Raw genomic sequence first — 24,307 nt, forward strand, 5'->3', positions numbered from 1 at the left:
GGGTCCATCCTGTCACTCCCGGTGCCGCACGCGACCCGGAGGGGCCCGAAAACCCTCACCCGGCCGTACGGGTGCCCGTGCCCTTGGCCGCATCCAGGGCGTACACGCAGCGGTCCTTGCTGCACGCGTAGACCACGCCCGCCTCGGCCACCGGGGCGCCCGTGATCTCCCCGCCCGTGGCCAGCTTCCAGCGCAGCTGGCCGCCCGCCGCGTCCAGGGTGTACAGGCAGTGGTCGGCCGAGCCGAAGTGCACCCGGCCGTCGGCGACCGCCGGCAGGCCGGTGATCTCGCCACCCGCGGCGAAGCGCCACTTGGGGGTGCCGGTGACCGCGTCCAGCGTGTAGAGGGCGCTGCCGGCACCCAGGTGGACGTTGCCGTTCGCGACCACCACCGGGTCCGAGGACTGCCGTGCCTCCGTCGCGATCCGCCAGCGGTCCTGGCCGGTGGCCGCGTCGAGGGCGTACACGGTGCCCAGGTAGTCGGCGAGGTAGACCCCGCCGCCCGTGACCGCCGCGCCGGGCGCGAACGCCGGGGCGGCCAGGAAGACCGCCGGGGCCTCGAAGTGCCAGCGGACCCGGCCCGAGGCCCGGTCCACGGACAGCACGCGGGTGCCGGCGGCGATGTAGACGTTGCCGTCCGGGGCCGGGGTGACCCGTACCGGGACGTTGCCGCAGGAGGCCGCGTCGCCGACCGGGTACGACCAGGCCTCGCGGCCGCTGCGGGCGTCCAGGGCCCGCAGCCGCGCGTCCTGCCACACGTACACCGTGCCCTCGTGGAGGACGGGGGCCGCCTCCGGGGTCTCGAAGTCGCTCTGGGCGCCGGTCAGCTCCCACAGCTTCTGGCCGTTGGAGGCCTCCCAGCCCTGTACGCCGCCCCCGCGCGTGGCCGTGACGACGGTGCCCCGGTCGGCGCGCAGCGCGTACACCCAGGCGTCGGTGTTCAGCCGCCAGCGCTCGGAGCCGTCGCCGGCGTCGAGCGCGTAGAGGGAGGGCCCGTCGGAGGCGTGGATGCGGCCGTCCGAGACGGCCATGGACCAGGCGACGTCGCGGGTCTTGAACTGGCGCCGGCCGCTGGCCACGTCCAGCGCGTGCACCTCGAAGGAGGTCACGTACAGCAGGTCTCCGGCGACGGTCGGGGTGCCCCAGACCTCGTTCGACATGCGGAAGCGCCAGGGCCGCCAGCGGCCGCTGTCGGGGCCCGCGCTCGGCGAGGGCACCACGGCCGACGCGGAGGAGGACGCCGGGGCGTGGGCCTGGGAGGAGGCGGCCGCGCCACCGCCCGGCGGGCGGACCCAGCCGGTCGCCGAGTCGGCGGCGGCCGCGTGCGCGGCGGGCGCCGCGGCGGCCGCGCGCGGCCCGGGCCCGATCGGCACCGGGGAGCCCCGATCCGGACCGGCTCGCCGGACGGCGCCGGGGAGACCGGCCGCGGCGGGTGCTGCGGACGCTGGGGCAGGGCCTGGCCGGTGCGCGGGTCGACCCAGGGGTCGGCGGGCCCACCGGCGCCGCCGCGCGGCTCCCGGCGGTGCGTCGCCGCGTCGGAGCCGCGCCCCGGGGAACGGCCGGGCGCCGGGACCGGCGCGGCCGCCGTACGCTGCCCGGCGCGCCGGGCCTCGATCATCGCGACGGCCCGGCCCGGCAGCCACGCCGAGGCGGTACCGCTGTCGTCGCCGCCGTCGAAGAGGTGCGGGGCGAGCTGCGCCTGGAGGTCGGCCGGGGTCGGGCGCTGGGTCGCGTCCATCTGCATGCAGGAGTCGATCAGCGGCCGCAGCTCGTCCGGGAGCCCCTCCAGGTTGGGCTCGTCGCGCAGCAGCATGAACACCGTCTCCACCGGGTTGGCCCCGTGGTACGGCGGATGCCCGGTCGCGGCGAAGACGAGGGTCGAGCCGAGCGAGAAGACGTCGCTGGCGCCCTTGACGCTGCGCGAGTCCTTCGCCTGCTCGGGCGACATGTACGCGGGCGTGCCGACGGCGACGTTCGTCATGGTCAGGCGGGTGTTGGAGACGCCGCTCGCGATGCCGAAGTCGATCACGCGCGGGCCGTCCTCGACGACGAGCACGTTGGACGGCTTCAGGTCGCGGTGGACGAGGCCCGCCCCGTGGATGGACTGCAGGGCCTCGGCGATGCCGGCGGCGAGCCACCGTACGGCCTGGGCGGGCATCGGCCCGCACTCGTTGACGATCTCCTCCAGGGAGGGCGCCGGGACGTACGCGGTCGCCAGCCACGGCACGGCGGCCCGCGGGTCGGCGTCGACCACGGCCGCGGTGTAGAAGCCGGACACGGCGCGCGCCGCCTCCACCTCACGGGTGAAGCGCACCCGGAACAGCTGGTCCTCGGCGAGCTCGGTCCGCACCGTCTTGATCGCCACCCGGCGTCCGGATGCCGACCGTGCGAGATAGACCAGCCCCATGCCGCCGGCGCCGAGCCGTCCCAGCACCTCGAAGGGGCCGATCCGTCTCGGGTCGTGCTGCGTCAGCTGCTCCACCACTCGCCTCACAATCCCCGTACGGGCCTTTGCCGGGCCCGTTCCCACCTGCACGCGCGCCGGCACGGCGGTCGGCCCCGTGCAGCGTCTCACCCCGGGCGCCGCCCGGAGTCGCGCAACCCCGATTCTGTCAGGCCCGCGCGCAGGGCGCGTCGTCACAGTCCAGGAGGACCCGGGAGGACCCGGGAGGGCGTCACTGACCGAGCGGACCGGTACGGGGCTCCGAGAGCAGGGCGAACACCGCGCCCTGGTTGTCGGCGACGACCGCGATCCGCCCGTGCGGCGTGTCGAAGGGGTCGGCGGTGACCCGGCCGCCGAGCCGCTTGACCGTGGCGACGGACTGGTCGACGTCCGGGACGGCGAAGTACACGAGGAAGTGCGCCGGCATGATCTCCGGGAACGCGTCGGTGATCAGGCTGCGCCCCATGACGGCGGTCTCGGCCCCGGGCCGGCTGCCGGGCGGGGACCACAGGCGGTACTCGACGCCGCTGCCCGCGTCGTCCTGGTCCTCGGGGACGTAGCCGAAGACGTTGGCGTAGAAGACGTCGACCGCGTCGCGGGCGCGGGTGTAGAGCTCGCTCCAGCAGTACGTGTACGGCTCCTGCTGGGCCTCGAAGCCGTGGTGGGTGCCGGGCTGCCACAGGCCGAAGACGGCCCCGCCGGGGTCGGCGGCCAGCGCGGCGCCCCCGTACGGGCCCACCGGCTGGGGCTCCATGACCATCTGGCCGCCGGAGGCGCGGATGCGGGCGGCGCAGGCGTAGGCGTCGGAGGTGTAGAGGTAGATCCCCCAGACGGTGGGCATGCGGCCGTCGGGTTTGGGGGCGAGGGCGGCGACGTTGCGGCCGCGGCTGTAGGCCTGGGTGTAGCCGCCGTACTCGGGGCCGGCTCCGGCGGCGAAAGTCCACCCGAAGAGCTCACCGTAGAAGCGCTTGCCGGCCTCGACGTCCGGCAGCGAGGCGTCCACCCAGCAGGGTGTTCCCTCCGCGAATGCGGCCATGGCCCGGTTCCTTCCGTTGTGCCCCTCTGTGTCCCTCAGCCATGATCTGCCCGAAAACTTGTCCACAGCCTGTTGATAAGACTAATCGGGGGATTTCGAGAGGAAGCGGGCGGGGTGGGTCCGAGGCGAATTCGCCTCGGAATCGGCCCGGAACCGGCCCGGAACCGGCCTTGACGACGGCTTCGCCCGCGCGGAATTCGCACCGGATCTGTGCGGGATGAGCCCGGAACCGGCACGTCCATCGCCCGGAACCGGCACGTCCGTGACCCGGAAACCGCCGCCCGCGGCGGCCCGGGGCGCGGCCTTCACCCAGGCCAGGGGTCACGTAACCCCATTTGCAGGCGGCCGAATCGCGCGCAGATCACCCCTCGGTAAGCTGACGGCATGACAGGACAAGTACGCACCGTCGACGGCCGCGTTGCCGGCCGGCGCGGTCAGGCGACGCGGCAGAAGCTGCTCGACTGCCTCAGCGAGATGCTCAGCTCCTCGCCGTACCGCGACGTCAAGGTGATCGACGTCGCCCGCAAGGCCGGCACCTCCCCCGCGACCTTCTACCAGTACTTCCCGGACGTCGAGGGCGCCGTCCTGGAGATCGCCGAGCACATGGCCACGGAGGGCGCGCAGTTGACGGCGCTCGTCGAGGGCCGCAACTGGGTCGGCAAGGCCGGCTGGCAGGCCGCCGAGGAACTCGTCGAGGGATTCCTCGACTTCTGGCGGCGCAACGACGCGATCCTGCGGGTCGTCGACCTCGGCGCGGCCGAGGGCGACAAGCGCTTCTACAAGATCCGCATGAAGATCCTGAACTCCGTCACCAACTCCCTCACGGAGTCGATGAAGGAGCTCCAGGCCAAGGGCAAGGTCGACAAGGACGTCAGCCCGGCGGCGATGGCGGGTTCGCTGGTCGCGATGCTGGCCGCGGTCGCCTCGCACCAGAAGGGCTTCCAGACCTGGGGCGTCAAGCAGGCCGAGCTCAAGCCGAACCTGGCGCTGCTCGTCCACCTGGGCATCACCGGGAAGAAGCCGACCAAGTAACGGCGGACCCTCCCCGGGGTCCGCCGCCCTCCCACCCCTCGCTGTCCCCGCACCTGCCCCTGCCCGCACTTCCCGGTCCCGCGCTACACCCCTTCCCCCGCACCCCTCTTCCGCTCTCTCACCGGCCGCCCGCCGCAATCAGCGACGCTCCAGGCGGAACAGCCGGATCTCGCGCTCGATGCGCGCCTGGTACGTCGCGTACGGCGGCCAGAACCCCAGCACGGCCTGCCACGCCGCCGCGCGCTGCGCCCCCTCCAGCAGCCGGGCCCGTACGGCGATGTCCTGACCCTTCCAACTCACGTCCGCGTCAGGGTGCTTGAGCAGGTTCGCGGTCCACGCCGGGTGTCCGGGGCGGCCGAAGTTGGAGCCGATCAGGAGCCAGCTGACGCCCCCCTCCTCCGGCATGCAGGCGAGCGGCGTGGTGCGCGGTTCGCCCGTCTTGGCGCCCTTGGCGGTCAGGATCACGCCGGGGAGCATCTGGGCGCTGAGGATGACCTTGCCGCGGGTCAGCCTGTGCACCGCCTTGTCCATGGCCGGGATGAAATGCGGAGCGATCTTGGCGAACAGCATGGTCGAGGAGACCTTCTGCATCAGCTTGACGCCGACTGCCACTGCCATCAGACGGCCACCTTCTCTTGTGGGGTGGTGAACAGGCCCGCGCGGTGGGCGGCGTGCGCCCGCAGCCGGTGGACGGGGCCGAACAGCAGCTCGTCGGCCGCCGCCCGCTTGAAGTACAGGTGCGCGTCGTGCTCCCAGGTGAAGCCGATGCCGCCGTGCAGCTGGATCGCCTCGCCCGCCGTGATCCGCAGGGCCTCCAGGGCCTGGGCGAGGGCGAGGCCGCCCTGCTGCGGGTCCCAGGCGGCGTAGTAGGCCGCCGAGCGGGCCGCCTGGACGTGTACGTAGAGGTCGGCGAGCCGGTGTTTGACCGCCTGGAACGAGCCGATGGGCCGTCCGAACTGCTCGCGCTGGCGTACGTACTCCACCGTGCGGGCCAGCGCCTGCCCGGCCGCGCCGACCGCCTCGGCGGCGAGGACGGCGGCGGCGGTGCGCCCGGTGGACGCCAGCGCGGCGAGGACTGCCTCGTCGGTGGCGTTGTCGGTGTCGGCGCCGAGCAACTCGGCCGGGGTGTCGCGGAGTTGGACGCGGCCCTGCGACCGGGTCTCGTCCAGGGTGGTCTGCCGCGACCGGGCCAGTCCGGCCGCGTCCTCCCGTACGAGGAACAGCAGGGTCCGGCTCCGGGCGAACCCTCCGGTGTGCGCGGCGACCAGCAGCAGGGAGGCGCTGTGCCCGTCGAGCACCTGGGCGGCCTCCCCGTACAGCCTCCATCCGCCGTCTTCGCCGGGCCGGGCCTGAACCCCGCCTGCGCGTCCCCCGCCGGCCCACTCCCCGGGGGCGTTGTCGCCGGTCAGCGCGAGGGCGGTGGACAGCGCCGGGCCGGGGACGGCGAGGGCGGCGGTGAGCCCGCCGGCGGCGAGCGCCGGGAGCAGCGCGGAGCGCTGGGCGGCGGTGCCGAGGGCGGTGATCAGCGGTACGGCGAGCGCGGCGGTGGCCAGCAGCGGCGAGGGCAGCAGCGCCCGGCCGGTCTCCTCGCAGGCCAGCGCCAGGTCGGCGGGGGTGCAGCCGACGCCCCCGTACTCCTCGGCGACGGCGATGCCGGGCAGGCCGAGCTGCTGCGCGAGCTGCTGCCAGAGCTCTCGGTCGTGTCCGGCGGCGGTGCGGACGGCGGCCTTGACCTCGTCCGGGCCGCAGCGTTTGCCCAGGATCTCGCGCAGGGTGCGGCGCATCTCGTCCTGCTCCGCGGTGAAGGCGGCATCCATCGTCGGGCTCCTCCCCGTATCTGACGGGCCGTCATGTTAGGGCGGGCGGCGGCAGATGCACAGGGGGCGGGGCGCGCGGGTATCGCGAGGGGTGTGCGGCGCGGCCTAGAAACTGACGCTATGTCAGATGTACGGTCTGACGCATGCCTGGACCCACGCCTGGACCCACGACCGGACCCCGCACCGGACCCCGCACCGGACGCCGCCGGGTCGCCGTCGTCGGCGTCGCCCTCTCCGACTGCGGCCGGGTGGACGGCCCCACCCCGTACGCGCTGCACGCGCAGGCAGCCCGCCGCGCCCTGGCCGACTCCGGCCTGGACCGCTCCGTCATCGACGGCTTCGCCTCGGCCGGCCTCGGCGTCCTCGCGCCGGTCGAGGTGGCCGAGTACCTGGGGCTGCGCCCCACCTGGGTCGACTCCACCTCGGTGGGCGGCTCGACCTGGGAGGTCATGGCGGCGCACGCGGCGGACGCGATAGCGGCGGGCCACGCCAACGCCGTGCTGCTGGTCTACGGCTCGACGGCCCGGGCCGACATCAAGGCGCGGCGGCGCACCTCGAACCTGTCGTTCGGGGCCCGGGGGCCGCTGCAGTTCGAGGTGCCGTACGGGCACACGCTGGTCTCGAAGTACGCGATGGCCGCGCGACGCCACATGCACGAGTACGGGACGACGCTGGAGCAGCTCGCCTCGGTGGCGGTCCAGGCGCGGGCGAACGCGGCGACCAACCCGGACGCGATGTTCCGCGACCCGATCACGGTGGAGGACGTCCTGTCCGGCGAGATGATCGCGGACCCGTTCACGAAGCTGCACTGCTGCATCCGCTCGGACGGCGGCTGCGCGGTGCTGCTGGCGGCGGCGGACTACGTACCGGACACGGCGAAGGAGCCGGTCTGGATCCTGGGCTCGGGCACGTCGGTCTCCCACACGACGATGTCGGAGTGGGAGGACTTCACGGTGTCCCCGGCGGCGGTCTCGGGCCGCACGGCGTTCGAGCGGGCGGGGGTGACCCCGGCGGATGTCGACGTCGCGCAGATCTACGACGCGTTCACGTACATGACCCTGGTCACGCTGGAGGACCTCGGCTTCTGTGCGAAGGGCGAGGGCGGGGCCTTCGTGGAGAAGGGCCGCCTGCTCCGCGACGGCGAACTCCCGGTCAACACCGACGGCGGCGGCCTGTCGGCCTGCCACCCGGGCATGCGCGGCCTGTTCCTGATCGTCGAGGCGGTCCGCCAACTCCGCGGCGAGGCCGGCCCGGACCGCCAGGTCAGCAAACCGGGGGGCCGACGCCCCGAGGTGGCCCTGGCGTCGGGCACGGGGGGCTGGTTCTGCTCGTCGGGGACGCTGATCCTGGGGCGGGGGTAGGGGGGAACCGGGCGGGGTGGGGTCGGGTGGGCGGGGGCTGTCGGCTCGGGGTCGGGTGAGGTCGACCGGATGCCGGGGTCGGGACCCCTGATTCGGGGTCGGGTGAGGTCGACCGGGACGCCAAGGGCCGGGCTCCTGTCATTCGGGGTCGGTGGCGTGTCCGGGGGCGTCCCGTCAGTCCACTGTCCTTCCGTGTCGGGTCGTTCCGTGGGCGGGTTTTCGGGCGTCTGCACGCTCTCTGGGCTGGAAAGAGAGCGAGAGGGGGCGGAAAAGGGGGTGTGAGGGAGTCTGATGCCGGATTTCTCAACCTCCCACTCCGACAAGGCCCTTTGAGGGTCCGGATTGGCCACCAAAAGGGACAAATGACCTGCTGTCGCAGGCCAACGGCCCTCCATGCCGGCCGTGGGCGGCTTATGTCCAGCCACAGGCGGTCGTCGGACGCTATGCCGGGCGAAGCGCGTAGCGATTTGATGCGCATCCCGCCCGACCGGGACGGGATGGGCATCTCGTCGCTGTCTGGTGCAGGTTGGGCTGCCGGGGTGCGGGAAGGGGTGCACGGTGCCCCTTGGAGAGGACGGCTGAACCGGGTGGTGAGATCGGCATCCCTGAGGGACCCGAACCTGGACCTGCCCCCCTGACCGTTCCTTCGGGGGCTTCCCGACAGTCTTATGGCATTCCGGGGCGGGCCGGGCAGTCAAGGGTGGCCGAAGGCCATCGCGAAGCGACGCGAACGAAGTGAGCGCCCTTGACGGCCCGGACCGCACCGGAAGGACAGTGGACTGTCGGGAAACCCCCGGACTCCCTCTGATGCCGGTTGCCGGGACCCCGCCCCTCCCGACCCCGGCCAACAGACCGCCCCCGCCGCTCAGTACTGCCAGCGCGGCTGGCTTCCATCCAGGCGGCAGTAGATCAGGCGCCCGTTCTCGGCGTGGGTCGAGCGGCCCAGGTCTGCCTTGCGACAGAACTGGCCCGCCTTGTAGCAGTTCCCGGCGTTCGAGACGATCTCGCACGTGCCGCTCGCCGGATGGCTCGCCTCCTTCGTCGGCGCCTGCGTCGGCGCCTTCGTGGCGGGCGGCTTCGGCGTGCTGCCGGTCGAGCCGGAGGAGAGCGTACGGGTCGGAGCCGGCTTGGCGTCCGCCGTCTGCGCGGCGGGAGTGGGCGTGGGGGTCGGGGTCGGTGTCGCGGTCGGGGACGGTGTGGCCGTCACGGCCGGGGACGGCGTCGGTGTCGACGTAGGCGAGGCCGACACGCTCGCCGATGGTCTCGGCGGCAGCGACACCGCCGGGCCCCCGCCCTCAGCCGGGCCGCAGGCCGCCGCCGTGCAGGCGACCAGGAGGGCCACCACGGTGCGCCGGAGCACCCCGCCGCGCCCCCTCCCACCTATCCCGCTCGCCCCGCTCGTACCGCTCGCCCCGCTCGCCCCGCTCGCCCCGCTCGCTCTACCACTACCGCCGTTGCGCATGATGGGCCCCCACCTCAAGTCGTTGAAGGCTGCACATCATAGGAAGAGCGGAGGCTCCGAATCCGGCGAATGCCGAAGCTGGTCCCCATGGTTCGATGGGCGGTATGACCAGTGAGACCAGCAGCAGCGACGACTTCCACGCCACCCTGCACTCGCTGCGGGTGTGGGACGGCCCGCTGCCCGGCTTCGATCCGGACGCCGCGCCCGCCGAGCCGCTGGCACTGTTCCGGGAGTGGTTCCTGCACGCCGCCGCGGCCGGGCAGCCGGAGCCGCACACGATGAGCCTGGCCACCGTGGACGCCGACGGGCGGCCCGACGTACGCACCCTGATGCTGCACGACGCCGACGGGCACGGCTGGCACTTCGCCTCGCACGCCACCAGCGCCAAGGGCCGGCAGCTCGCCGGGCACCCGGACGCCGCGCTCGGGTTCTACTGGCCGGCCGTGGCCCGGCAGGTCCGGATCCGCGGCCGGGTCACCGCCCGCGGGCCGCAGGAGAGCCGGGCGGACCTGGCGGTCCGCTCGCGGGGCGCGCTCGCGGCGGCGCTGACCGGCCGGCAGAGCGAGGTGCTCGACAGCGTGGACGAGCTGCGGCGCGTCTCCGAGGCGGCCTGGGAGCGGGCCGGGTCGGAGCCGGACGCTCCGGCCCCGACCTGGACCCGGTACGTACTCGACCCGACCGAGGTCGAGTTCTTCCAGGGCGACCCGGCCCGCCGCCACATCCGGCTGCGCTACCGCCGCTCGCCGGGCGCCACCGCCTGGACCCGCGAGCTGCTCTGGCCCTGAAGGCGACTGCGTCAGGCGGCGTCCGGGCGGAACACCGCCACCCACACGCCCTCCGCCGCCTCGCGGAAGGCCACTTCGAGCGGCATGCCGATCCGCAGTTCCGCCGGGTCGCAGTCGACGACCTCCGTCATCATGCGCGGGCCCTCGGCCAGGTCCACCACGGCCGCGGTGTACGGGACGCGCGTCCCGAACGGCGGGAGGTCGTTGCGGTGGATCACCGACCACGTGTAGAGGGTGGCGCGGCCGCTCGCGGGCTCCCAGGCCACCCGCTCCTCGCCGGCCCAGCAGTACGGGCAGAACTCGCGCGGGTAGTGGTGCACCCGCCCGCAGTCCGCGCAGCGGCGCAGCAGGAGCCGGCCCTCGGCGGCCGCGTCCCAGTAGGGGCGGGTGAAGTCGTCGGTCTCGGGGAGGTCGTAACGCGGCGCGGCCACAGGACTCACAGCACTCACAGAACTCACAGGAACAGTCCGATCGCCGCATCCACGGACCACGTCTGCCACGCCATCGCGAAGAGCGCGACGAGCGAGATCAGGGCCATCATCGCGTTCTGCCCCTGCTCGGCCCAGTCGTGGATCATCAGCACCAGATACAGCAGGTTCAGCAGCAGCCCGCCGACGAGCGCGATCGGGGTCAGGAATCCGATCACCAGCCCCAGCCCGAGGGCGAGTTCCGCGTAGACGACGACGTACGCCATCAGCCGCGGGCGCGGCTGGACGACCTTCTCGAAGCCGCCCTTCACGAACGGCCAGCGGTGCTTGCCGGCGACGTCCGCGGCCCAGGCGATGCCGGTGCCGCGTTCGAACCAGCCCTTCTTGTCCTTGTGCCGCCAGCTCTCCAGCCACCACAGGCCGAGCCCTATCCGGAGCACGGCGAGCCACTCGGCCCCACTGAGCCAGATGGTCTGCATCGGCCCACCCCTTCCTCGATCTGACGGTACGTCAGTTCACCGGATCCCCGCCGATCCCGCAAGGCCCCGAACCGGAACCACGCGGAAGCGCGCGCAACCACGCGGCACCACCCGGAACCACCCGGAACCACCCACCCCTTCGTGGGCGTCCCCGACGTTGAACGTGTTCGAAATTTCGAGGAGAGTCGCACGATGAGCCACGACGCCCGACAGACCACGGGGCAGCAGCCCGCCTGGGGCGCCCACGTACCGCCGTCGCCCCCGATGCGGCGGAGCACGAAGCGGCTGATCGGTCTCGCCCTGCTCTCGGGCCTCGGGCCCCCGCTCGTCTGGTTCGGGGTGTTCCTGTGGGCGTTCGCCGGCGGCGGCACCTGGGGAACGCAACCCGCCCCCTGCTCCGAAGCGGTGTCGCAGTTCGGCGCCGCCCTGCCGTCCGGGACGGCCGGGGAGGCCTGCATCGAGATACTCGAAGGCGGCTACATCAGCCAGTGGGAAGGTTCGTTCGACATGCCGCGGAGCGAGGCCCGGGCGTGGCTGGTCTCGCTCCCGGGGGACCGGTGCAACCCTGCCTGCCGGCCCAGCCCCGACGGCGTGACGGAGGATTCGTACGGGCTCCAGCTCAACACCTACCGCCCCGACCGGCGCGGGCACGACTCCCTGGACGTGCGCGTCCTGTGGACGGACGAGCAGCGCGCCAAGGTCACGTTCCGGACGTACCCCATGTGAGGCGCGCCGCCGGCAGCCACCCCGGGGCCGCCCGCCCCTCTCCCCCGGCCCGCCGTCCAACCGCCCCGTGATCGATCCGCAATCGATTCCCTCCTTGTCCGAGACCCATCAACGCTGTGTGTCGATACGCTCACTCCTCATGCCCGGAGTCCCCACACCCCCCGACATGTCCTCCACCCAGCCCCGCCCGGTCTACGTGATCGGCGCCGGGCCCGGCGGCCTCGCCGCGGCCGCCGCGCTGCGCGCCCGCGGGGTGCGCGCGGTGGTCGTCGAGAAGTCCGATGCGGTCGGCGCCTCCTGGCGGGGGCACTACGACCGGCTCCACCTGCACACCACCCGCCGGCTTTCCGCCCTCCCCGGGCTGGCCATGCCGCGCCGGTTCGGGCGGTGGGTGTCGCGGGACAACGTGGTGCGGTACCTGGAGAGGTACGCCGAGTTCCACGGGCTGGAGGTCGTCACCGGCGTCGAGGTGACCCGGATCGACCCCGCCCCCGGCGGGGACGGCTGGCTGCTGCACGCCACCGGCGGGCGGGTGCTCGACGCCCGGGCCGTCGTCGTCGCCACCGGGTTCAACCACACGCCCGCGCTCCCCGACTGGCCGGGCCGGGGCACGTACACCGGGCAGCTGCTGCACGCCCGCGAGTACCGCAACGCCACCCCGTACGAGGGCCGGGACGTGCTCGTCGTCGGCACCGGCAACACCGGCGCCGAGATAGCCGTCGACCTGGTCGAGGGCGGGGCCGCCCGGGTGCGGCTCGCCGTGCGCACCGCCCCGCACATCGTGCGCCGCTCCACCGCGGGCTGGCCCGCGCAGCGCAGCGGGATCCTGGTGCGGCGGCTGCCGGTACGGCTCGTGGACCGGCTCTGCGCGCTCATCGCCAAGGCCTCCGTCCCCGACCTGACGGCGTACGGACTCCCCCGCCCCGGCACCGGCCTCTACAGCAGGGTCAAGGAGGGCGCGGTCCCGGTCCAGGACGTCGGCCTGATCGACGCCGTACGCGCGGGCCGGGTCGAACCGGTCGCCGCCGTGGCCTCGTTCGACGGCGCGGACGTGGTTCTCGCCGACGGCTCCCGCATCACCCCGGACGCGGTGGTCGCGGCCACCGGATACCGCCGCGGCCTGGAGGGCCTGGTCGGGCATCTGGACGTACTCGACGGGCACGGCCGCCCCCGTACGCACGGCACCCGCTCCCCCGCGCAGGCCCCAGGCCTCTACTTCACCGGCTTCACCAACCCCATCAGCGGCATGTTCCGCGAGATGGCCCTGGACGCGGAGAAGATCGCCAAGGTGGCCTCCCGCCGCCTCGGCCCCCGGACCGGGCTGCCGCCGGTCACCCCCCTCCCGGACACGGGCCTGCGCCCGGTCGACCCCCTCGCCTGACCGTCCGGGGCCGTCCGGGACCGCCCAGGCTCAGGCCCGGGCGGCCCCGGCCCGTACTTCACCGGCTTCACCGACCCCGTCAGCGGCCGAAAACGCGCCCTGGACCCCTCCCGGCGGGATCTGTCACCGTTCCACACACCACCTCCACCAGCTTTCCTGCGCAGCACTGTTCCTGACGGCACGTCAGTTCAGTAATCTGACTACGCGTCAGTTATTGAGGTTCATCGAGCAGGAGCGGGCGGAACGATGCTTGGATCTACTCACGGCACCCTCACCACCGACTTCCGCGCACGTGTCGAGGCCTGCGGGGAGACCCCCAGGACGGCCGTCCACTCCACGGCGGCGCCGTCCGCCGCGGACGCGGTCGCGGTGGACGTCAGCGGACGGCCCCTGCACGCCGATGTCCCCGACCTCGACCGGTTCTTCCGGCCCGGGTCCGTGGCCGTCATCGGCGCCTCCGACGCAGAAGGCAGACCGAACACCGGGATCACCCGCCAGCTCATCGCCTGGGCGGAGCGCGTCGGCGCCCGGATCCACCCCGTGCACCCCACCCGCCCCACCGTCTTCGGGCTGGCCTGCCACGCCTCCGTGGCCGAGCTGCCCGAGCAGGTGGACCTCGCCGTCCTCCTGGTCGGCGATCCGCTGCCCGTGATCGAGGAACTGGCCGAGGCCAAGGTGAAGTTCGCCGTCGCCTTCGCCTCCGGCTTCGCCGAGACCGGCGACGCGGGCGCCGCCGCACAGGAGCGGCTCGCCGCCGCCGTCCGGCGGTCGGGCCTGCGCCTCCTCGGCCCCAACACCAACCTCAACGCCTTCGAGAAGTTCCGCGAGGACCTCGACGGCCCGGCGATCGCGCTGATCACCCAGTCCGGCCACCAGGGCCGGCCCGTCTACACCCTCCAGGAGCTGGGCATCCGGCTCTCCCACTGGGCCCCCACGGGCAACGAGGCCGACCTCGAAACCTCCGACTTCATCTCCTACTTCGCCGAGCAGCCCGAGGTCGGCGCCATCGCCTGCTACGTCGAGGGCCTCAAGGACGGCCGCCAGTTCCTCCTGGCCGCCGACCGGGCCGCCCGCAACGGCGTCCCCGTCGTCGCCGTCAAAGTCGGCCGCACCGAGACCGGCGCCCGGATGGCCGCCTCCCACACCGGGAAGCTGACCGGCGCCGACACCGTCGTCGACGCCGCGATGCGCCAGTTCGGCGTCATCCGCGTCGACGGGCTGGACGAGCTCCAGGACACCGCCGCCCTCCTCGCCCGGGCCCGCAGACCGCTGGCCGACGGGGTCGTCGTGTACTCCATCTCCGGTGGCACCGGAGCCCACTTCTCCGACCTGGCGACCGAGGCCGGGCTCAGCCTGCCCACCCTCTCCCGGGCCAAGCAGGACGAGCTGCACCAGTGGATACCGCCGTACCTGAACGTCGACAACCCCGTCGACAACGGCGGTCACCCGGTCGGCGACTGGCGCGGCCGCAAGATCATCGACGCCATCCTCGCCGACCCGGCGGTGGGCGTGCTGATCTGCCCGATCACCGGCCCCTTCCCCCCGATGAGCGACAAGCTCGCCCAGGACCTGGTGGACGCGGCGGAAGCCACGGACAAGCTCGTCTGCGTGATCTGGGGCTCCCCGGTCGGCACCGAGGAGGCATACCGCACCACCCTGCTCGGCTCCTCCCGCGTGGCCACGTTCCGTACGTTCGGCAACTGCATCACCGCCGTCCGCGCCTACCTCGGCCACCACCGGTTCACGGCCGCGTACCGCTCCCCCTTCGAGGACGCGCCGCGGACCCCGTCCCCCTCGTACCGCAAGGCGCAGGCACTCATGCGCCCGGGCCAGCAGCTCAGCGAGCACGCGGCGAAGCAGCTGCTGCGGGCGTACGGGATACGGGTCCCCCGCGAGCAGCTCGTGACCAGCGCGGCGGCCGCGGTACGGGCGGCGGGGCTGGTCGGCTACCCGGTGGTGATGAAGGCCTCGGGACCGCAGCTCGCGCACAAGACGGAGCTGGGCCTGGTCAAGATCGGCCTGACCTCGGCGAGCCAGATCCGGGACGCGTACCGGGAGCTGACGGACATCGCCCGCTACGAGAACGTCCCGCTGGACGGCATCCTCGTCTGCCAGATGGTGGAGCGGGGGGTCGAGATGGTCGTCGGCGTCACCCAGGACGACCTCTTCGGCCCGACGGTGACGGTGGGCCTGGGCGGGGTCCTGGTGGAGGTCCTGCACGACGCGGCGGTACGCGTCCCGCCGTTCGGCGAGGACCAGGCGCGGGCGATGCTGACCGAACTGCGCGGGCACGCGCTGCTGGAGGGGGTGCGGGGGGCGCCGCCGGCGGACGTGGACGCGCTGGTGGAGGTCGTGCTGCGGGTGCAGCGGATGGCGCTGGAGCTGGGGGGTGTGCTCTCGGAACTGGACATCAACCCGTTGATGGTGCTTCCGCGGGGGCAGGGGGCGGTGGCGCTGGACGCGCTCGCCATCTGCCGCTGAGCCGCCGCCGCCGTTTCAGCCCCGCCGGCGTTCGAGGCGCGGCTCCGCGCAGCGGTTGCCCGTACTCGCCCCATCACCACCGAACGGGAGTGCAACCCATGTCCGACGAAGTCCTGCACCGCATCGAGAGCGGCGTCTCGTGGATCACCCTCAACCGGCCCGAGGCCATGAACGCCGTCACCTGGGACCAGCGCGAGCGCGTCATCGGGCTGCTCGGCGAGGCCTCCGCCGACCCCGGCGTGCGGGCCGTCGTCGTCACCGCCACCGGCAAGGGCTTCTGCGCGGGTGCAGACCTCCGCGGCGCCCCCGCGACGCCGGGCGAACGCATCGCCGGCGACGTCGCCCGCATGATCCGGCTCGGCGCGCAGCGCCTGATCACCGCCGTGCTCGACTGCGAGAAGCCGGTCCTCGCCGCCGTCAACGGCACGGCCGCCGGCATCGGCGCCCACCTCGCCCTCGCCTGCGACCTCGTCATCGCCGCCGAATCGGCTCGCTTCATCGAGGTGTTCGTACGCCGCGGCCTGGTCCCCGACGGCGGCGGCGCCTACCTGCTCCCGCGCCTCGTCGGCCCGCAGAAGGCCAAGGAGTTGATGTTCTTCGGCGACGCCGTCCCGGCGGCCGAGGCCGAGCGGCTCGGCCTGGTCAACCGGGTGGTCCCGGCCGAGGAGTTGGAGGCCACCGCCCGGGAGTGGGCGGAGCGTCTCGCGCAGGGCCCGACCCGCGCCCTCGCCCTGACCAAGCAGCTGGTCAACGCCTCCCTGGACGGTGGCCGGGCGGCCGCGCTGGCCGCCGAGGCCACCGCTCAGGAGATCAACATGTCCACCGCCGACGCGAACGAGGGTGTGGCGAGCTTCGTTGAGCGCCGCTCGCCCAAGTACCTCGGACGTTGACGGTCAACCGACGCCTCACATCTGGGGGTTCGGCTTCAGCAGGGCGAACACGGCGCCGGACGGGTCCGCCGCCCACGCGATCCGGCCGACGTCGGGCACGTCCGCGGCCGGCATGAGCACCGACCCGCCGTTCCCGCTCGCCGCGGAGACGGTGGCGTCGACGTCCGCGACGTTGAAGTACGGCACCCAGCGCGGCTTCTCGACCCCTTCGCCGCCCGCGCCGTCGCCCATCGGCGCGACCCCGCCGAACGAGGTCTGCTGCTGGTCGCCGTCCTTCAGGCTCAGCACGCGGTACGTCATCCCGGGCGCCTCCATGTCCTGGCTGCGCCAGCCGAAGACGCCGTTGTAAAAGGTGACGGCCGTGGCCGGGTCGGGTACGTGCAGCTCCGCCCAGACCAGGGTGTTCTCCTCGGAGACCATCCCCAGCCCGGCGGTCTTCCCGGGCTGCCAGAGCGCGAACTCGGCGCCCTGCGGGTCGGTGGCCTGCGCGAGCCAGCCCTCGCCCATGACGTCCATGGGCTCCATGCGGATCTTCCCGCCGCCGGACTTCACGGCCGAGACGGTGGCCTGGATGTCGTCGGCCTTGAAGTGGATCATCCAGGCGGAACGCGCGCCCTCCTCGGTAAGCGGCCCGAGCGCGGCGACGGTCTTCCCGTCCGCGTGGAAGAACCCGTAGCCGCCGGCGTCAGGCCCGGCGGAGACGAACTGCCAGCCGAAGACGGCGCCGTAGAACGCGGCGGCTCCGTCGGTGTCGGGGCTGCCGAGGTCGAGCCAGACGGGCGATCCGAGACGGAAGTCGGTGCCGAGCATGGGAGTCCTCCTGGGGGACGGGTGGATCGGGCCGGGGGCCACGATGCCCACCTCCCGCGGGGCTGTCCGCCGTACGGGTCCCGGCGGGGCGACGGATTCACCCGTACGGGCGAACGGCGCGACCCCGGCCCGGGCCGCCCGGCCCGCCATCGCTATACGCGGTGCAGGGTGACGGCGTAGCGGGGGTGGAGGTCGTCCGGATCGCCGATGACGCAGAACAGCTCGGGCCGTTCGGCCGTGCCGGCCACCTGCCAGGCGTCGAGGCGGCCACAGCCCGGGATCGTGAGCGTGACCCGGTCCCGCGGCCCGCGGTGGAAGAGGCCGCCGGACTCGCGCTTCGGCTCGAACTTCCACGTCCCGGTCCCCGAGCACATGTCCCACGGCCCGGCGTTCGGATCGGCCAGCGGCATGTTGTCGGCCACCGCCTCGCCGTTCTCGCTCAGCCGCAGCTTTCGCGCGCCCCCGTCGCCGATCCATTGGCCCACGTACCGGTCCCGCTCCAGCCGGGGCGGCTCGTACGCGGCGAACCCGGTCCGCTCCTGGAGGAACGCGCCGACCCCACAGACGAGCAGGGCGATCCCGGTGACGGCGCCGACCCGGGCCGCCATCCCGGTCCACCCCAGCGACCGGTGGTGCGCGTACGAGGCCGCCGCCACGGGGAGCACCCCGGGGCCGGCGATCCAGAGCGCCGTCCAGCCGTACGGCAGGTCCAGGCCCGAACCGGCCCACAGCGTGTAGCCCGCGGTGATCACGGCGGCCCAGGGCACCGCCCACCACGGGCTGCCCAGGGGCCGCGTCAGCGCCATCACCGGCAGTACGAACAGCACCCGGTGCAGGTACGCGGCGAGGACCACTGCGAGCAGCATCAAAGGGATCGCGGCGAAGACGGCGGAGCCGATGCCGAGGCCGTGGTCGTCACGCATGCCGGAGGTGGCGAGGAAGACCGCCCCCGCCACGATGAACTGCGCCGCGAAGGCCAGCTCCGACCCGGTCGACAGGCGCGTCCGGGTCCCGCCCCGCGCGTCCGGTGCGCCCTGCACCTCTGGCATCGCCATGACCCCCACCCCCACAAGAATTGAACATGTTCAATCGATGGGGACGATACACCCTTCCCATTTCCGAGTCACCCGCCCACACCCCTTCCCATCTGACGGACCGTCAGCTTCAATCGTTGACGTGATGGGACACGCAGGGATGGCGGCCACCGTCGTCCGATACCTCAGGTCAGTCGGCTCCCCCACCTCCGCCCCGTCGGAGCAGGACCCGGACGCCGGCCACGTCGACGCGCTGCCGCGCCCCGATCTGCGGGCGGTCGGCGACGACGAGCGTGCACCCGTCAGCCCCGCCGAGTTCCGGGCCGTGCTCGGGAACTTCGCCAGCGGGGTCACCGTCATCACCGCCCCGGCCGCGGAGGGCGAGGACGGCCCGGCCGGATTCGCCTGCCAGTCCTTCGCCTCGCTGTCGCTCGACCCGCCGCTGGTCACGTTCATGGTGGCCCGTACGTCGACCACCTGGCCGCGGATCGCCCGCGCCGGGGTGTTCTGCGTCAATGTCCTGGGCGCCGAGCAGGGCGAGCTGTGCCGGGCCTTCGCCGTCAGCGGCGCCGACAAGTTCGCCGGGGTCGCGCACACCCCCGCCCCCGTGACGGGGTCACCTCAGCTCGACGCCGTTCCCGCCTGGATCGACTGCCGCATCCACGCCGTGCACACCGGCGGGGACCACCTGATCGTGGTCGGCCGGGTGGAGGCCATGGGCGCCGCCGGGGAGGACGGCCCGCTCCTCTTCCACAAGGGCCGCTTCGGCCGCCTCACCACCGAGTAGCCCCGCGTACGACGGGAAGGCCCCGCCTCCGGCCGGAGGCGGGGCCTTCCCGTCGTACGCGTCAGAACGTGAGCACTCCGCGCGCCACCCGGCCGTGCCGGGCGTCGTCCACGGCCTTCGCGAAGTCCTCGATCGGATAGGTCTCCGTGACGAGTTCGTCGAGCAGCAGCTTGCCCTGCCGGTAGAGCTCCGCGTACAGGGCGATGTCCCGCTGCGGGCGGGAGGAGCCGTACCGGCAGCCCATGATGGTCTTGTCCAGGTACATGGACGAGACCATGAACGACGCCTCCTCCTTGAACCCCGGGACCCCGAGCAGGATCGCCTGCCCGTGCCGGTCCAGCAGGTCGATGGCCTGGCGGATCAGCTTGACGTTGCCCACGCACTCGAAGGCGTGGTCCGCGCCCGTCGGGAGGACCTCGCGCACCGCCGCCGAGGAGTCGGGTACGGCTGACGCGTCGATGAAGTGCGTGGCCCCGAACTGCCGGGCCACGGCCTCCTTCGCCGGGTTCGCGTCCACCGCCACGATGGTGCCCGCGCCCGCGATCCGCGCGCCCTGGATCACGTTCAGCCCGATGCCGCCCGTGCCGATGACGACCACCGACTCGCCGTGGTCGACCCGGGCCCGGTTCAGCACGGCCCCCACGCCGGTCAGGACACCGCAGCCGATGAGCGCCGCCGACGTCAGCGGGATGTCGGCCGGGATCTTCACCGCCTGGACGGCCTTGACAATGGTCCGCTCGGCGAAGGCCGAGTTGGACGCGAACTGGAACAGCGGCTTCCCGCCCCGCGAGAACGGCTGCCCAGGCATTCCGATCGCCTTGCGGCACATGGTCGGCCGGCCCCGGTCGCAGTCCGCGCAGGCCCCGCAGTTCGCGAGGGTGGACAGGGAGACGTGATCGCCCGGCGCCACATGCGTCACACCGGCCCCGACCGCCTCCACCACCCCCGCGCCCTCGTGGCCCAGGACCACCGGCGGCGGAAACGGTATCGTCCCGTCGATCACCGACAGGTCGCTGTGGCACAGCCCGGCCGCCGTGATCGCGACCAGCACCTCCCCCGGCCCCGGATCGCGGATCTCCAGATCCTCGACCACCTGGGCCTGCTTGCCGTCGAACACGACGCCTCTCACCTGGACTCCTTAGGCAGGCCGAGCACGCGCTCGGCGATGATGTTCCGCTGGATCTCGTCCGAACCGCCGTAGATCGTGTCGGCGCGGGTGAACAGGAACAGGCGCTGCTCCTCGTCGAGTCCGAGTTCGTACGGGGTCCCGGGCGCCCAGTCCGCCGGCCCGGCGCAGGCCCCGGCTCCGCGGACCGCCACCGCCAGCTCGCCGAGCCGGCGGTGCCAGCCGCCCCACAGCAGCTTGGCCACGCTCGGCGCGCCCGGGTCGCCGGTGGAGCCGAGGGTCCGCAGGGCGTTCCAGCGCATCGTGCGCAGCTCGGCCCACTGCCGTACGAGGCGTTCGCGCAGTACGGGGTCCGGTGTGCCCGAAGCCGCGTACGCGCCCCCCGAGGAGACGTACGCCCCCACCACCCGCTCCAGCTCCGCCGCGAACCCGATCTGCTGGACGAGCGTCGAGACCCCGCGTTCCAGGGCGAGCAGCCCCATGGCCACGGTCCAGCCGTTGCCCTCCCCGCCGACGACCTCCGCCGCCACCGCCCCGTCGAAGAACACCTCGTTGAACTCGCTCGTCCCCGACATCTGGCGGATCGGCCGGACCTCGACCCGCCCCGGCTGGTCCATCCGTACGAGCAGGAACGACAGTCCGCGGTGGCGCCGCGAGCCGGGCTCGGTCCGGGCCAGGACGAAGCACCAGTCGGCGTCCTGGGCCAGCGAGGTCCAGATCTTCTGCCCGGTGACCCGCAGCAGGCCGTCCGTTTCAGGACGATGTTCCCGTACCGCCGTCGTACGGATCCCCGCGAGGTCCGAGCCGGCTCCCGGCTCGCTGTACCCCTGGCACCACAGCTCCTCGCCGCGCGCGATGCCCGGCAGGAAGCGGTCCCGCTGCTCCTGGGACCCGTACGCGATCAGGGTCGGCGCGAGGAGGTTCTCGCCGATGTGGCCGACCCGGCCGGGTGCGCGCAGCGCCGCGTACTCCTCGGCCCAGACGACCTGGCCGGTCAGCGAGAGCCGCTGCTGCCCGTACGCCCCGGACGGCAGCTCCCAGCCCTGGCCGATCCAGCCGCCCCGGCCCAGCTCGCGCTCCCACGCGCGCCGGGCTTCGACCCCCTCGTGCTCGCTGCCGGGCCCGCCCAGGCCGAGGGCGTCCGCGTACGGACCCACCAGGTGCCCGGTGAGCCATGCGTGGGCGCGGGCGCGGAGCTCCTCGTCCCCGGCCCCGAAGCTGAAGTCCATGTCGTCCGGGCTCCCTACGCGTTGGGGCGGTCCTTGGCGGCCGCCGCCTTGGCCATGGCCTCCAGCTGCGCGAGCATCGGCATCGGGTCGGTGCCCACCGTCCCGGGCAGGAAGTCGGCGATCTTCTCGGGGGTCCAGGAGCCCTCGGCGTAGCCGGCGCGCAGCTCGCGCGGCTGCGCCCAGACGGCGATCTTCGGGCCGGCGATCGTGTAGACCTGCCCGGTGATCTTCTCGCCGCCGACGGCGACGGCCTTGTCGGAGAGCAGGTAGGTGACGAGCGCCGCGACGTCCTCGGGCTCGCCGATCTCCTTCAGCTCCATGGGCACGTTGGCCGACATCCGGGTACGGGCGACGGGTGCGACGGCGTTGGCGGTGACCCCGTACTTGGCCAGCCCGAGCGCGGCGGAGCGGACGAGGGAGATGATCCCGCCCTTGGCGGCGCTGTAGTTGGCCTGGGCGACGGACCCCTGGTGATTGCCGCTGGTGAAGCCGATGAGGGTGCCGGAGCCCTGGCGGCGCATGACGGCGGAGGCTGCGCGGAAGACGGTGAAGGTGCCCTTGAGGTGGGTGGCGACGACCGGGTCCCATTCCTCCTCGGACATGTTGAACAGCATCCGCTCGCGCAGGATGCCGGCGACGCACACGACGCCGTCGATACGGCCGTACCGGGCGAGGGCGGTGTCGACGATGCGCTGGCCGCCCGCCATGGTCGAAATGTCGTCGGCGACGGCGACGGCCTCGCCGCCGGCGGCCTGGATCTCCTTCACCACGCCGTCGGCTATCTCGCTCGTCGGCTCCCCGCCCTCGATGCCGACGCCGTAGTCGTTGACGACGACCTTGGCGCCCTCGGCGGCCGCCGCGAGTGCCACGGCCCGCCCGATGCCCCGGCCCGCGCCGGTGACGGCCACGACCTTGCCGGCCAAGAAGTTCCCCACGCCCGACCCCTTCCCGCGTTTTCTGACGGTCCGTTAGATTCTATGACCAGTCAGATGCCCAGGCACAAGCCCTAGTTGCCGTTAGTTGCCCCAGCGCACCCCAGGAGCTGATGGAAGCCATGACCCTGCCCGCCGAGTTCCACGACATCGCCAAGCGCATCAACAACTGGGGGCGCTGGGGCGCCGACGACGAGATCGGCACCCTGAACCTGATCACGGCGGAGGTGGTGCGGGCGGCTGCCGCCGAGGTCCGCACCGGTCTGCGGATCCCGCTTGCGCTCCCCCTGAAGGAGGACGGGGTGCAGGCGGGTCTGATCCCCGGGCGGGTCAACCCGCTGCACACGATGGTGCAGATCAACCAGGAGCTCTTCGGGCCGGGCACGGTGGCGTGCAGCGACGACGCCGTGACGATGGGCCTCCAGTCGGCCACCCACTGGGACGCCCTGACGCACGTCTCGCACTCGGGCCGCATCTACAACGGCCGTCCCGCGTCCACGATCACCGCGCACGCGCGCGCCGAGTTCAGCGGCATCGACAAGGCCACCCCCATCGTCTCGCGGGGGGTCCTGCTGGACGTGGCCCGCGCGAAGGGCCTGGACCGGCTGCCGGGGAGCCACGCGGTGACCCCCGAGGACCTGGCGGAGGCGGAGGAGTTCGGCGGGGTCACCGTCCGGGCGGGCGACGTCGTCCTGGTCCGCACCGGCCAGATCCAGGTCTACCTGGCGGGAGACAAGCACGGCTACGGCTTCCCCTCGCCCGGGCTGTCCGTCCGTACGCCGGAGTGGTTCCACGCGCGGGACGTGGCGGCCGTCGCCAATGACACCCTGACCTTCGAGATCTTCCCGCCGGAGATCGAGAACCTGTGGCTGCCCGTGCACGCGCTGGACCTGGTGGAGATGGGCATGCACCAGGGCCAGAACTGGAACCTCGAAAGGTTGTCCACAGCCTGTGCAGAAGAGAACCGTTACAGCTTCCTGCTGTCGGCCATGGCGGAGCCCTTCGTCGGCGGCGTGGGCACCCCGGTCGCCCCGGTGGCCGTCCTCTGAACACATTCAGCCGTACGGCCCGATTCGGCCGCCGGGGGCAGGGTAGGGAGGGGCCGTCCAACCCCTCATCGCCAGCCCCGGAGGCATCCGTGCCCGAAATGAACGGCCCCTATACGTCCGGCACCCCCTGCTGGATCGACCTGATGGTCCCCGACCAGCAGGCCGCCCTCGACTTCTACCGCGACCTCTTCGGCTGGCAGGGGGAGGTCGGTCCGGCGGAGACCGGCGGCTACTCCGTCTGCACCCTCAAGGGCAAGCCGGTGGCCGGGATCATGCGCGCCTCCAACCCGGACGGGACGGTGCCGGACCCGATGCCGCCGACCGTGTGGACCACGTACCTGGCCACCGACGCCATCGACTCCACCCTCAAGTCGGTCACCGACGCGGGCGGCACCGTGATGATGGGCCCGATGGACGTCATGGACCTCGGGCGGATGGCCGTCATCACCGACCCGACCGGCGCCGCCGTCGGCCTCTGGCAGTACGGCACGTTCGCGGGCGCGGGCATCGTCAACGAGCACGGCGCGCTGATCTGGAACGAACTGAGCACCGGCGACACCGAGGCCGCCGCCGCGTTCTACTCCGCCGTGCTGCCGATCAGCACGGAGAAGTCGCAGATGCCGGGCGCCGAGGGGTACACGGAGTTCAAGGTCGGCGGTCGCGCGGTCGGCGGGATGATGGACCTCGCCGCGCTGCCGGCCGAGGTTCCGCCGCACTGGCTTCCGTACTTCCACGTCGACGACGTGGACAGCGTCCAGGCGGCCCTGGTCCGGGCCGGCGGCAGCGTCAGGGCCCCGGCGTTCGACATGGCGGCCGGCCGGATGGCGGTCCTCGCCGACCCCCAGGGCGGCACCTTCGCGGTGATCACCGCAACCACACCGGAGCAGCCCGCGTAAGCGAGCCCGCCCGTCGCCCCGGCCCCCGGCCGGGGCAACGGCCCCGAACCCGCGCCCGCTCGACCAGCCCCTCCAGCCTCGCCGCCCGCAGGACCAACCGCTGGCGGCAGCGCCACGGACACCT

Annotated in this window: 21 protein-coding genes and 1 pseudogene; 10 read left to right on the forward strand and 12 right to left on the reverse strand. The window is 73.1% G+C overall.

Going from position 1 to position 24,307, the window contains the following annotated elements; translation table 11 throughout:
• Window positions 1–55: 55 nt before the first annotated feature.
• Window positions 56–2,481 (reverse strand): annotated as a pseudogene (locus OG509_RS16630) (serine/threonine-protein kinase).
• A 193-nt stretch (window positions 2,482–2,674) separates the two neighbouring features.
• Window positions 2,675–3,478 carry a VOC family protein gene (locus OG509_RS16635; protein ID WP_406183333.1) on the reverse strand — a complete coding sequence of 268 codons (804 nt, stop codon included), beginning with the start codon at window positions 3,476–3,478 and terminating at the stop codon, window positions 2,675–2,677.
• 384 nt (window positions 3,479–3,862) lie between these two features.
• On the opposite strand from OG509_RS16635, the gene OG509_RS16640 reads away from it, so the two are divergent.
• On the forward strand, window positions 3,863–4,510 hold the full coding sequence (locus OG509_RS16640) for a TetR family transcriptional regulator (protein WP_406183334.1): 648 nt from the start codon (window positions 3,863–3,865) through the stop codon (window positions 4,508–4,510).
• A gap of 138 nt (window positions 4,511–4,648) precedes the next feature.
• Here the strand turns inward: OG509_RS16640 and OG509_RS16645 are convergent, their stop codons facing one another.
• Window positions 4,649–5,128, reverse strand: coding sequence for a nitroreductase family deazaflavin-dependent oxidoreductase (locus tag OG509_RS16645; protein WP_406183335.1), 480 nt, complete (start codon window positions 5,126–5,128; stop codon window positions 4,649–4,651).
• Complete coding sequence (locus OG509_RS16650) at window positions 5,128–6,327, reverse strand: acyl-CoA dehydrogenase family protein (RefSeq protein WP_406183336.1); 1,200 nt, start codon at window positions 6,325–6,327, stop codon at window positions 5,128–5,130. Before OG509_RS16650 ends, OG509_RS16645 begins: the two co-directional genes overlap by 1 nt.
• 143 nt (window positions 6,328–6,470) lie before the next feature.
• Between OG509_RS16650 and OG509_RS16655 the strand changes: the two genes are divergently transcribed.
• The gene (locus OG509_RS16655; protein ID WP_406183337.1) at window positions 6,471–7,688 is read left to right on the forward strand and encodes an acetyl-CoA acetyltransferase; all 1,218 of its coding nucleotides are present in this window, start codon (window positions 6,471–6,473) and stop codon (window positions 7,686–7,688) included.
• 865 nt (window positions 7,689–8,553) lie between these two features.
• On the opposite strand, the gene OG509_RS16660 is transcribed toward OG509_RS16655, so the two are convergent.
• Window positions 8,554–9,048 carry a hypothetical protein gene (locus tag OG509_RS16660; RefSeq protein WP_406183338.1) on the reverse strand — a complete coding sequence of 165 codons (495 nt, stop codon included), beginning with the start codon at window positions 9,046–9,048 and terminating at the stop codon, window positions 8,554–8,556.
• 206 nt (window positions 9,049–9,254) lie between these two features.
• On the opposite strand from OG509_RS16660, the gene OG509_RS16665 reads away from it, so the two are divergent.
• A complete protein-coding gene (locus OG509_RS16665; protein WP_406183339.1) occupies window positions 9,255–9,935 on the forward strand; it encodes a pyridoxal 5'-phosphate synthase in 681 nt (226 codons plus the stop codon).
• Window positions 9,936–9,946: 11 nt separating this feature from the next.
• Here the strand turns inward: OG509_RS16665 and OG509_RS16670 are convergent, their stop codons facing one another.
• Together OG509_RS16670 and OG509_RS16675 are read right to left on the reverse strand one after the other, a co-directional pair.
• Window positions 9,947–10,366, reverse strand: coding sequence for a Zn-ribbon domain-containing OB-fold protein (locus tag OG509_RS16670; RefSeq protein ID WP_406183340.1), 420 nt, complete (start codon window positions 10,364–10,366; stop codon window positions 9,947–9,949).
• 23 nt (window positions 10,367–10,389) lie between these two features.
• Window positions 10,390–10,842 (reverse strand): DoxX family membrane protein, encoded by a 453-nt coding sequence (locus OG509_RS16675; RefSeq protein ID WP_406183341.1) that lies wholly within the window; start codon window positions 10,840–10,842, stop codon window positions 10,390–10,392.
• A 192-nt stretch (window positions 10,843–11,034) separates the two neighbouring features.
• Here OG509_RS16675 and OG509_RS16680 point away from each other — a divergent pair, with 192 nt between their 5' ends.
• From OG509_RS16680 to OG509_RS16695, 4 genes are all read left to right on the forward strand, one after another.
• Window positions 11,035–11,568, forward strand: a complete 534-nt coding sequence (locus OG509_RS16680) for a hypothetical protein (protein ID WP_406183342.1) — start codon at window positions 11,035–11,037, stop codon at window positions 11,566–11,568.
• A 166-nt stretch (window positions 11,569–11,734) separates the two neighbouring features.
• On the forward strand, window positions 11,735–12,949 hold the full coding sequence (locus OG509_RS16685; RefSeq protein WP_406183343.1) for a flavin-containing monooxygenase: 1,215 nt from the start codon (window positions 11,735–11,737) through the stop codon (window positions 12,947–12,949).
• 246 nt (window positions 12,950–13,195) lie between these two features.
• Complete coding sequence (locus OG509_RS16690; RefSeq protein WP_406183344.1) at window positions 13,196–15,430, forward strand: acetate--CoA ligase family protein; 2,235 nt, start codon at window positions 13,196–13,198, stop codon at window positions 15,428–15,430.
• 98 nt (window positions 15,431–15,528) lie between these two features.
• Entirely contained in the window at window positions 15,529–16,320 is a 792-nt protein-coding gene (locus OG509_RS16695; protein WP_406183345.1) for an enoyl-CoA hydratase/isomerase family protein, read from the forward strand.
• Window positions 16,321–16,335: 15 nt separating this feature from the next.
• Here the strand turns inward: OG509_RS16695 and OG509_RS16700 are convergent, their stop codons facing one another.
• Together OG509_RS16700 and OG509_RS16705 are read right to left on the reverse strand one after the other, a co-directional pair.
• On the reverse strand, window positions 16,336–17,130 hold the full coding sequence (locus tag OG509_RS16700; protein WP_406183346.1) for a VOC family protein: 795 nt from the start codon (window positions 17,128–17,130) through the stop codon (window positions 16,336–16,338).
• A 152-nt stretch (window positions 17,131–17,282) separates the two neighbouring features.
• Entirely contained in the window at window positions 17,283–18,185 is a 903-nt protein-coding gene (locus OG509_RS16705; protein WP_406183347.1) for a hypothetical protein, read from the reverse strand.
• Between the two features lie 139 nt (window positions 18,186–18,324).
• Here OG509_RS16705 and OG509_RS16710 point away from each other — a divergent pair, with 139 nt between their 5' ends.
• Window positions 18,325–18,951, forward strand: a complete 627-nt coding sequence (locus OG509_RS16710) for a flavin reductase family protein (protein ID WP_406187601.1) — start codon at window positions 18,325–18,327, stop codon at window positions 18,949–18,951.
• A gap of 61 nt (window positions 18,952–19,012) precedes the next feature.
• Here the strand turns inward: OG509_RS16710 and OG509_RS16715 are convergent, their stop codons facing one another.
• From OG509_RS16715 to OG509_RS16725, 3 genes are read right to left on the reverse strand one after another with little or no spacing between them, the layout of a single operon-like run.
• The gene (locus tag OG509_RS16715) at window positions 19,013–20,080 is read right to left on the reverse strand and encodes a Zn-dependent alcohol dehydrogenase (RefSeq protein WP_406183348.1); all 1,068 of its coding nucleotides are present in this window, start codon (window positions 20,078–20,080) and stop codon (window positions 19,013–19,015) included.
• Window positions 20,077–21,306: an acyl-CoA dehydrogenase family protein gene (locus OG509_RS16720; RefSeq protein WP_406183349.1), complete on the reverse strand. Its 1,230-nt coding sequence runs from the start codon at window positions 21,304–21,306 to the stop codon at window positions 20,077–20,079. Before OG509_RS16720 ends, OG509_RS16715 begins: the two co-directional genes overlap by 4 nt.
• Before the next feature lie 14 nt (window positions 21,307–21,320).
• Entirely contained in the window at window positions 21,321–22,241 is a 921-nt protein-coding gene (locus OG509_RS16725) for an SDR family NAD(P)-dependent oxidoreductase (protein WP_403729059.1), read from the reverse strand.
• Between the two features lie 119 nt (window positions 22,242–22,360).
• Between OG509_RS16725 and OG509_RS16730 the strand changes: the two genes are divergently transcribed.
• Window positions 22,361–23,287 carry a cyclase family protein gene (locus tag OG509_RS16730; RefSeq protein ID WP_406187602.1) on the forward strand — a complete coding sequence of 309 codons (927 nt, stop codon included), beginning with the start codon at window positions 22,361–22,363 and terminating at the stop codon, window positions 23,285–23,287.
• Window positions 23,288–23,385: 98 nt separating this feature from the next.
• Entirely contained in the window at window positions 23,386–24,183 is a 798-nt protein-coding gene (locus OG509_RS16735) for a VOC family protein (RefSeq protein ID WP_406187603.1), read from the forward strand.
• Window positions 24,184–24,307 lie beyond the last annotated feature (124 nt).

It is taken from the genome of Streptomyces sp. NBC_01006, from assembly GCF_045162725.1.
Classification (GTDB): Bacteria; Actinomycetota; Actinomycetes; order Streptomycetales; family Streptomycetaceae; genus Streptomyces.

Coding starts and splice junctions, on each gene's coding strand:
- OG509_RS16635 (WP_406183333.1), bottom strand. CDS start 3,478: ATGGCCGCATTCGCGGAGGGAACACCCTGCTGGGTGGACGCCTCGCTG.
- OG509_RS16640 (WP_406183334.1), top strand. CDS start 3,863: ATGACAGGACAAGTACGCACCGTCGACGGCCGCGTTGCCGGCCGGCGC.
- OG509_RS16645 (WP_406183335.1), bottom strand. CDS start 5,128: ATGGCAGTGGCAGTCGGCGTCAAGCTGATGCAGAAGGTCTCCTCGACC.
- OG509_RS16650 (WP_406183336.1), bottom strand. CDS start 6,327: ATGGATGCCGCCTTCACCGCGGAGCAGGACGAGATGCGCCGCACCCTG.
- OG509_RS16655 (WP_406183337.1), top strand. CDS start 6,471: ATGCCTGGACCCACGCCTGGACCCACGACCGGACCCCGCACCGGACCC.
- OG509_RS16665 (WP_406183339.1), top strand. CDS start 9,255: ATGACCAGTGAGACCAGCAGCAGCGACGACTTCCACGCCACCCTGCAC.
- OG509_RS16675 (WP_406183341.1), bottom strand. CDS start 10,842: ATGCAGACCATCTGGCTCAGTGGGGCCGAGTGGCTCGCCGTGCTCCGG.
- OG509_RS16680 (WP_406183342.1), top strand. CDS start 11,035: ATGAGCCACGACGCCCGACAGACCACGGGGCAGCAGCCCGCCTGGGGC.
- OG509_RS16685 (WP_406183343.1), top strand. CDS start 11,735: ATGTCCTCCACCCAGCCCCGCCCGGTCTACGTGATCGGCGCCGGGCCC.
- OG509_RS16690 (WP_406183344.1), top strand. CDS start 13,196: ATGCTTGGATCTACTCACGGCACCCTCACCACCGACTTCCGCGCACGT.
- OG509_RS16695 (WP_406183345.1), top strand. CDS start 15,529: ATGTCCGACGAAGTCCTGCACCGCATCGAGAGCGGCGTCTCGTGGATC.
- OG509_RS16700 (WP_406183346.1), bottom strand. CDS start 17,130: ATGCTCGGCACCGACTTCCGTCTCGGATCGCCCGTCTGGCTCGACCTC.
- OG509_RS16705 (WP_406183347.1), bottom strand. CDS start 18,185: ATGGCGATGCCAGAGGTGCAGGGCGCACCGGACGCGCGGGGCGGGACC.
- OG509_RS16710 (WP_406187601.1), top strand. CDS start 18,325: ATGGCGGCCACCGTCGTCCGATACCTCAGGTCAGTCGGCTCCCCCACC.
- OG509_RS16720 (WP_406183349.1), bottom strand. CDS start 21,306: ATGGACTTCAGCTTCGGGGCCGGGGACGAGGAGCTCCGCGCCCGCGCC.
- OG509_RS16730 (WP_406187602.1), top strand. CDS start 22,361: ATGACCCTGCCCGCCGAGTTCCACGACATCGCCAAGCGCATCAACAAC.
- OG509_RS16735 (WP_406187603.1), top strand. CDS start 23,386: ATGAACGGCCCCTATACGTCCGGCACCCCCTGCTGGATCGACCTGATG.